Here is a 7,828-nt window from a genome sequence, read left to right as displayed (position 1 = left end):
TCGAGAGCCGCGATACGACTTTCGCCGATCAGCGCGGCTTCCTGCTGGCTCAGGTTCACAGAGTGTGTACTCACCGTAATGTCATAGCTTGCACCGGGCGGACCGGCGCGGCGAACCACGGACGGCAGGCCGAAACGTCATGTCCGCGCCGCTTTCTGTTCACGTCTTGCGCTATCTTGGGCCGCTCAGTTCCTCGGTGATGCGCGGTTGCCGGGGGTGTTCCGCCGTCGCGACGGCCGGTGGCCCTCACCCACCCGGCGGCCCGACGCCCAGTGGCCGGCAGACATTGGTCGTCGGATCCCACCACTGCCCGGGATCGCAGGCCAGCGGCTGCGGCCCGACGCCCAGCGGCCGGCAGATGTTGCCGCTCGGATCCCACCACTGCCCGGGCTCACAGGCCAGCGGCTGGGGCCCGACACCCAGTGGGTAGCAGGCCTTGGTGAACGGCTCCCAATACTGTCCGGGCTCGCATTCCGCCGCGCTCTCCGCCGGCATCCAGATAATCGTGGCTGCCGTCGCCGCAGCCGCCAGCATGCCGGCCACCGACAACCGGCCCACCAGCGTGCGCATCGCAGATCCCGTGGAAAGCATGTAGCGGAATGCTAGCCGGGTGTCGATGCCTCGGCTCCGGTATCGCAGATGATGCCAGCGGCCAAACCCAGGAGGAGTCGGCGCGGCCCGGGATGGCGCGACGCCCTTGCGGCCACCGGTCCCCCCGTCGTCGACGATGCGGCGACGGGGGAGCGTGAGTTCCGTGACGACGATGCCGGTTGCATGGCTTGGCCGGCCCGAACCCCGGCGGCTACGGGGAACTGAAACGTCATGCATCAACCACCTCTGACGTGGGGCGGGCGGGGCTCGAACCCGCGACCAACGGATTATGAGTCCGCGGCTCTGACCAACTGAGCTACCGCCCCCGGTGCTAACTAGCTGCGGATATTGTCTCCGCTTCGTCGCAGTCGGCTTCCGAATACAGCAGTGATGCCGCAACACTGTCGATCGCCTTGCCCAGCGCATTCGTTACACCGGCCATGCCGTCGCTTCGCAAGCGCCCCCAACGGCCGGGTGTCATGGTCGCTGTCGCGTATCCGACGAGCCTCTGCACGACCTCGACATTAGCGCCCGCGCCAATCGCCGATACCGTGGCCGTGCCGCGGGTGCGCATGATCTTGATCCAGTCACCGGCATTCGACTCGTGCAGCATCCACCCTCGCGGACCGCAGAGAGCACTACTGGTTCACTTGGAAGCTCCGATCTCATGGCTTACCCGGATCTTTCTGGTAGGGGACTGCATCGACACTTTCCCAGGATCGTCCCGGCGGCCGCCGTGAGCATTCGCCCGCTCACGGCACCGGTCCACCGCCAGGTGACCGGACAATCGCACCGCGGCGCGACCGCAGCAGCTGTGAGCCATCAGGAGCCGACAGCCCTGAGACGGCAGCGGAGGTACGCGAGTCAAATTCCTCGAACTGAGGAAAGGTGCAGCGATGCCAAGGCCGAACCCCCCGGGCGCTGCCACATCTGCCCGCGTCGCGTCCGGTTGAATGTGGGGATCCACCAGCAGCTTGTCGCCGCCGTCGAGGGCCGGCGCGGAACAAGAGCCGCCGATTGTCTGTGCGAGGCCTGCGTGCTCGTCCTCGGCGTTGACGCGGCGGCGATTTCGCTCGTCTTCGATGGCACGAACAGCGGGACGCTGGGATCCAGCGGTGCGCCCGCCCGCGTGTACGACGAACTGCAGTTCAGCTTCGGCGAGGGACCGTGCCGGGACGCCGTTACCCGGAGGGGTCCGATTCTGGCCGTTCGGCGCCGATGAACATCGCCTCGGCGTTCGATACGACATTGCGGTGTGAGATCTGCACGGCCTTGGGCGATGCGGTAGAACCCGACGTCAACTGAAGCAGCGCAACGTCGTCTTCGCCGGTTTCGACCGGATCGATTGGGACGCCGGCGAGCAGCCGCTCGATCGTCAGCACCTGGATACCCAGACCGGAAAACAGCGGGGCGACGTCCATGAACGGTTCCGAGATGAAAATCGTTGTGGCACTGAGTATCTCGATACCAGTAATGGTCTCGTCGGCCCAGCTCCCAAAGTCGGTGCGCGGCGTGGGCTGGTGGAGCACGGTGAGGCTGGCGCCGCGCATCCAGATTCCCTGCCCGGCCGCCACAATCTCGACCGGAGCAGCAATCGGATCTCGATGCATGAGGTTCCGTGACGGGCAGGAAGAAAGCACAACCCGACAACTGTCGGGTGAGCCGGGTGTACAGATACGTTACGGCGGGTAGTTCGCGAAGATCGCCGCCGGACGCTTCCGGGAGGCTGCGGAGTCGACCGGGCTCAACGACACCGCAGGGCGGCTACCCGAGAAATTGCCAGACGCGATGGCTATCCGGACCGCCACACGGTCGGCGTCGGAGGTTGCCGACCCGCCGCCGCCCAATCACCACGGCGCCCGCACCGCGCCGGGCGGGTAACTCGCCGGGAGTCCGCGACAGGCGTAGCGTTGCCGGTGCCGAGTTCGTCAGCCAATCGGCAAGCGAGTGTGGCCGTCGGACAGAAGGTACCGCAGAACCGCTAACCATCTGTGGCCGAAGCCTCAGTCCAGTCTCTGTCGCGTCAACGATCAGGAAAGTAGCGTCGACTCTCCTCTGGGCGCTCGTCGGCAGTCTGCCGCAGCCGCTGCGGTGGTTCCGAATTTTTCCGTACCGGTGAACGCTGGCCAACCGCGATACCAGCCCGACGAAAGGCAGCAAAAACGATGGCGATTACCGACATTCCGGCCTTCACCCACCTGACCGATGCCGACATCGAGAACATGGCCGTCGAACTCGACGCGATCCGGCTGGACATCGAGGATTCCCGCGGCGCGCACGACGCGCGCTACATCCGCCGCACCATCGCCGCGCAACGTGCCCTTGAGGTGGCCGCCAGGCTCGTGCTGCTCGGCAGCTCGAGACGCTCTGCGTGGTGGACAGGAACCGTGGCGCTGGCTGTGGCCAAAATCATCGAGAACATGGAGATCGGCCACAATGTCATGCACGGCCAGTGGAACTGGATGAACGACCCCGAGATCCACTCCTCGACATGGGAATGGGACATGAGTGCGGCGTCACGCCACTGGCGTTCCAGTCACAACTTCCAGCACCACAAGTACACCAATATCCTGGGCATGGACGACGACGTGGGTTACTTCGTCCTGCGCGTCACCAGGGACCAGCCATGGGAGCGTTTCAACCTCGGCAACCTGCTGTTCAACGCCATCCTCGCGATCGGATTCGAGTGGGGAATCGGCTTGCAAACAGTCGATTTCGCCACGATCGCCGAAAGCGGACCAGAACGTGAAAGAACACTACAGCAGGTGCGCGAATTTTCAGGCAAAGCGGGAAGACAGGTAGTCAAGGACTACGTCGCATTCCCCGCGCTGACCTCGCTGTCGCCGGCGGCGAGCTACAAGTCGACCCTGAAGGCCAACGCGGTGGCCAATGTGATCCGCAACATCTGGGCCAACGCGGTGATCTTCTGTGGGCATTTCCCCGACGGGGCCGAGAAATTCGCGAAGGCCGACATGGCCGACGAAACCCGGGGTGTGTGGTATCTGCGCCAGATGCTGGGTAGCGCCAATTTTGCCGCCGGGCCGGCGATGAGGTTCATGAGCGGTAACCTGTGCCACCAGATCGAGCATCACCTCTACCCCGATCTGCCCAGCAACCGGCTGCACGAGATCTCGGTGCGAGTCAGGCAGGTCTGCGACAAATACGACCTCCCCTACACCACGGGCTCGTTCCTGATGCAATACGGCAAGACGTGGCGCACCATCGCCAAGCTGTCGCTGCCCGACCGTTACCTGCACGATACCGCCGACGACGCCCCGGAGACCCGCAGCGAGCGGATGTTCAGCGAACTGGGGAACGGATTCGCCGGGATCGACCCCGCGACCGGGCGCCGCCGTGGACTCAAGACCGCAGTCGCAGCGATCCGCAGACGGCGCCCCGGCGAGTGCGATCACGTCGACGAAGCGCGGCATCGACGTCGTCTGAATGTGGAACAACACTGGCAGCGTTTCCAGGAGGGCCAAGCCCAGCTGTGCGGCCAGCCCACCCGTCCCTGAAAACCCTGGGCAGCGCCGTTCGCCGGGCTGCGCAGGGTGGAACGTGCGGACCATCGACGGTTCAGCCTGTGACTTTCGGCCGTATGGCTGAGCACCGGCATCGGTTAACGTCGGGTTGGCAGAGCAATCAAATAACGAAAGAGATTAGGCAGAGTCGGATATGAGCCAAAATGCTGAACAGAAGACGGTGGCGCCTCGAGCGGCCGAACTGGTCGATGAAGTGCGTGATTCGGCCAAGGCCGGACAGGAGGCCGCGACCAGGGCTTTGCGTAAGTTCCGTGACACTGTCGATCAAGCCATTCCCGAGTCGGTACAACCGCTGCGCAAGAAAATCGTTGACGCTGCGATCGAATTGGCCGACCAACTCGTCGACGCGCAGTACAAGTTCCACCGCAGCATCGTGCGCAGCGCGGACCGGACACTGAGCAAGCACGACGATCAGAAGAAGTAAGCGCCCGCCGCGTAGATTCCACCGTCGAGAACGGCTGTTTCGTCGCTAATTCGGCAGCAGACTTCGCCGGCCATCGCCGCTCACCGAACCCGCGGCGGCCTCTCGGACGGTGACGGTCGTCGTGTGAAAAACCGAACTCGACTCGTCACCGGGGCAGTGTTACCGGCGGCCTCGCCGAAATGCCTCCCTGCAGGATTCGGTCACCCGTCGCGGCTTCGACGTTGCGCGACTCGTGCCCACGACTGATGTTGCGCCTCAGCGTTTCTCAGTGCGAAGAGACGCATCGGTGGCCGCAGCACGGAGGGCTACCTTGACTTGCTTGTCGGCCCGCTTCTCTTTCAATGACTTTCCGGACTTCTTGCTCATGGCCTGTCGGGGAGACCTGTCGGACATCGCCGGCCCCTTCATCATGGGGGCCTGGTTGGTCCCGGTGCCCCGACTGTACCCGACGGCCAGGAGCTGGTGGGGTTTCTTCAGGCCCGCACCGACGCCTTGGGGTGTATCCTCGCTTAAGTTGGAAATCCAGGCAGCCCGGGCTGAGTCAGCGTTACGCAACTGATCGCAATGAGCAACCGCTCACGCCGGGAACGCAGGTGACCACCTCTAGTTGGGATCACCTTGACCGCCTCGCTAAGATCTCCATCGCCGTCGGATTGCGCTGGAGAGCAGGCGCTTTCCGACGAGCCGAGTTTCTGCATTCTGGGTACCTATCCACCGACACCATCCGGGTTGGCGGCGTTCAGCGCCGGTCTGGCCCACGGCTTGAACACCAATGGCGCCGACGTCAGCGTTGTGCAGGTGTCCGACGGCCCGCGGTCTTCGAGCACTCGGGTCATCGGAGAGATGGTCGACGGCTCAGCGGCATCGGTGACAACCTGCGCCGAATTGCTGAATCGGAGCGACATCGCCGTCATCCAGCACGAGCACGACAGCTACGGAGGCATGGAACAAGGCGAAGTCGTGGGGGTCATCGAACGACTGCATGTGCCATCGCTCTTGATCGCTCATACCGTCCTCAAAGACCCTACGCGACGGCAGCGTTCGGCATTCGAGGCCGTCGCTTCGCGGGTGGACCAGGTGATCGTGATGTCGGGGGCGGCCGGCCAACGGCTACGTGGATGCTTCGACATCGACCGCCGCAAAGTCACCACCATCCCCCACGGCGCAACCGTCCCGACGAAAGCCCCGTGCGTGCGGAGCGGCCGACCCATCGTGTTGACCCGGGGCTTGCTGGGGCCGGGCAAGGGTATTGAGCGCGTGATCGACGCGATGGGTTCGCTCAATGATCTTCCCGGCCGGCCACGGTACCTGGTCGCGGGCCCAACGCATCCGAAGGTGCTGGCCGCCGACGGCGAGGCATACCGCAATGCCCGGATAGAACAGGCACTGCGCAGCGGTGTCTCGGACTCGGTGTGCTTCGACGCAGATTACCGCAACGTTCCGATGCTGACCGCCCTCGTCCAGTCGGCGGCGGTCGTCGTCGTGCCCTACGACTCGACCGATCAGGTGACCTCCACTGCTCTGGTCGACGCCGTCGCGAGCGGCCGCCCAGTCGTGGCCACCGCCTTCCCGCACGCCGTCGAGCTCCTCGCTACCGGGGCCGGCATTGTCGTCGCGCACGACGATCCGGATGCGCTCGCTCATGCCCTGCGCCGGGTGCTGACCGAGCCACGCCTCGCCGGTGCCATGGCGGCCGAAGCCAGAAGATTAGCGCCGGACATGGCTTGGCCACTTGTCGCGCGTGCGTATCTCGTTCTGGCGCATCGGATCCTCGCGCAGCGCCGGGCACCGGCATGACCACTTAGACACCCGCCCCGATGTTCGATCATCTGCTGCGACAGACCGACCGTCGTGGCACCTGTGAACCACGAGCGCCCCGAGCCGGACCGGCAAAGACACCCGGGGCGGCGCATCCGTGGTTTGGGAGCTCCGCTTTCAGCGGATCGAAACGAGTTGGTCGATCGAGTCCGAAGGCAAGTCCCCGTCGACGACCGCGCCGACAACCAGTCGCTTGAGCTCGATCTGGCCCTTGTGATTATCGAGAAACGCGGTGTCGGAGGCGTCACGACCGGTGGCTATGCGGACCAGGGTTTGCCGGGGCGCCAGCAGCGTCGCATCGACCACCCGCCATTGCCCCTTGACGTATGCCTCAGCCACCGCGTGAAAGTCCATCGGATACACGCCAGGCGCATACACCGACACAAGGCGGGCCGGGACCTTGACCGCACGCAGCAGCGCCACCACCAGATGCGCGAAGTCGCGGCACACACCTTCGCCGGCGAGCAACGTATCCACCGCCCCATCGATCGGATCGCTTGAGCCGGGAACATAGTTCAACCTGGTGCCGACCCACGAACTCACATTCTCCAACAGCGTCGCCGAATCGCCGTAGGTGCCGAACTCGGTTGCGGCGAAGCCATAGAACTTGTCGGCTTCGGCGTAGCGGCTGGGGCGCAGGTACATCGAAAGGTCGTAATCGGTCACCGGAGCCGGATCGGTCTGACCCACGATCGTCGCCGCGTAGTCGACTCTCAATGCGCCCACCGCTGCGTCAAACTTGTGGATGCGGTTGCCATGTGCGCCGCTGACTTCCAAGGGCTCGACGGGCCGACCGTTCAGGACGAAGTGCAGCGACTCGCGCACTTCGGTGCCCGGATGCGGAGCCACCGCAATCTGAAACTCCAGCGTTGTGGGCTCGGTGATTTCGACTTCGATCTCGGCGCCCACTTCGCGTCTCATAGCATGATGATGCGCCAATAGCGGCCGATCCGCCAGCATGCGCCGCGCCGGTCGGGAACGGCGGCCCCCGCGCATGCGTCCGGCGGACCCCGACCGGACCGCGCCACCGTGGTGTCACGCAGTCAGCCCCGGGCTGGCCGCCGTCGAAGCTGTTCCATCAGCCGTCGGCGCAGGTAGTCGTGTGGCGTACACTACTCAGCGAATGGGCAACAGCGCCTGCTGAACTCGTCACCGCCGGAAGTGCCGTCCAACTTGACGCACGCCGCGGACATCCGCCCCACACGGCCGAAGTTCTTGATAATGGCGGCGATACGATTGTGTTGCCGGTCGTCCCATTCCACCTCGATCCCGACCACGCACTCGCGAGTGTGACGACAGCCGCGGCGCCGGGCGATGTGTCACGTGTCGATACGCTCCTGATGATCAGCGCGAAAGTGAAGCATCCCGGGTTTCATGCACACCTGGTTACGTGTGATCGGTGTGCTGCCCGACCGGTTGTTGAGCATAGTGCTCGGCCTCGGCTTCCGCTGGC

At 64.7% G+C, this 7,828-nt stretch carries 6 protein-coding genes, 1 tRNA gene and 2 pseudogenes; 4 read left to right on the top strand and 5 right to left on the bottom strand.

Going from position 1 to position 7,828, the window contains the following annotated elements; genetic code table 11:
• Positions 1-246 precede the first annotated feature (246 nt).
• From AC2VOK_RS09710 to AC2VOK_RS09700, 3 genes are all read right to left on the bottom strand, one after another.
• Positions 247-591: a hypothetical protein gene (locus AC2VOK_RS09710; RefSeq protein ID WP_428900284.1), complete on the bottom strand. Its 345-nt coding sequence runs from the start codon at positions 589-591 to the stop codon at positions 247-249.
• Between the two features lie 252 nt (positions 592-843).
• Positions 844-917 (bottom strand) — tRNA-Ile (locus tag AC2VOK_RS09705).
• Between the two features lie 5 nt (positions 918-922).
• A complete protein-coding gene (locus AC2VOK_RS09700; protein ID WP_428900283.1) occupies positions 923-1,204 on the bottom strand; it encodes a hypothetical protein in 282 nt (93 codons plus the stop codon).
• Between the two features lie 342 nt (positions 1,205-1,546).
• On the opposite strand from AC2VOK_RS09700, the pseudogene AC2VOK_RS09695 reads away from it, so the two are divergent.
• Positions 1,547-1,801 (top strand): annotated as a pseudogene (locus AC2VOK_RS09695) (GAF and ANTAR domain-containing protein); the annotation flags it as partial.
• Here AC2VOK_RS09695 and AC2VOK_RS09690 read toward each other — a convergent pair.
• Positions 1,800-2,177, bottom strand: a pseudogene (locus AC2VOK_RS09690) (AMP-binding protein); the annotation flags it as partial. The pseudogenes AC2VOK_RS09695 and AC2VOK_RS09690 sit on opposite strands and share 2 nt — an antisense overlap.
• 579 nt (positions 2,178-2,756) lie before the next feature.
• Between AC2VOK_RS09690 and AC2VOK_RS09685 the strand changes: the two are divergent.
• The 3 genes from AC2VOK_RS09685 to AC2VOK_RS09675 all read left to right on the top strand — a co-directional run bounded on the left by AC2VOK_RS09685 (position 2,757) and on the right by AC2VOK_RS09675 (position 6,354).
• The gene (locus tag AC2VOK_RS09685; protein ID WP_343709388.1) at positions 2,757-4,106 is read left to right on the top strand and encodes a fatty acid desaturase family protein; all 1,350 of its coding nucleotides are present in this window, start codon (positions 2,757-2,759) and stop codon (positions 4,104-4,106) included.
• A gap of 160 nt (positions 4,107-4,266) precedes the next feature.
• Positions 4,267-4,557 carry a hypothetical protein gene (locus AC2VOK_RS09680; protein WP_343709389.1) on the top strand — a complete coding sequence of 97 codons (291 nt, stop codon included), beginning with the start codon at positions 4,267-4,269 and terminating at the stop codon, positions 4,555-4,557.
• Positions 4,558-5,175: 618 nt separating this feature from the next.
• Entirely contained in the window at positions 5,176-6,354 is a 1,179-nt protein-coding gene (locus tag AC2VOK_RS09675) for a glycosyltransferase (RefSeq protein ID WP_428900282.1), read from the top strand.
• A gap of 138 nt (positions 6,355-6,492) precedes the next feature.
• Here AC2VOK_RS09675 and AC2VOK_RS09670 read toward each other — a convergent pair whose 3' ends face one another.
• A complete protein-coding gene (locus AC2VOK_RS09670; RefSeq protein ID WP_343709391.1) occupies positions 6,493-7,296 on the bottom strand; it encodes a transglutaminase-like domain-containing protein in 804 nt (267 codons plus the stop codon).
• Positions 7,297-7,828: the final 532 nt, after the last annotated feature.

Source organism: Mycobacterium sp. TH-M116 (assembly GCF_057473685.1).
The sequence above is the reverse complement of the archived record's forward strand: the minus strand, read 5'-3'. Positions and strand labels throughout refer to the sequence as shown.

What these genes read in the sequence shown, in the direction of transcription:
- AC2VOK_RS09710 (WP_428900284.1), bottom strand. Translation starts at nt 591, where the DNA reads ATGCTTTCCACGGGATCTGCGATGCGCACGCTGGTGGGCCGGTTGTCG.
- AC2VOK_RS09700 (WP_428900283.1), bottom strand. Translation starts at nt 1,204, where the DNA reads ATGCTGCACGAGTCGAATGCCGGTGACTGGATCAAGATCATGCGCACC.
- AC2VOK_RS09685 (WP_343709388.1), top strand. Translation starts at nt 2,757, where the DNA reads ATGGCGATTACCGACATTCCGGCCTTCACCCACCTGACCGATGCCGAC.
- AC2VOK_RS09680 (WP_343709389.1), top strand. Translation starts at nt 4,267, where the DNA reads ATGAGCCAAAATGCTGAACAGAAGACGGTGGCGCCTCGAGCGGCCGAA.
- AC2VOK_RS09670 (WP_343709391.1), bottom strand. Translation starts at nt 7,296, where the DNA reads ATGAGACGCGAAGTGGGCGCCGAGATCGAAGTCGAAATCACCGAGCCC.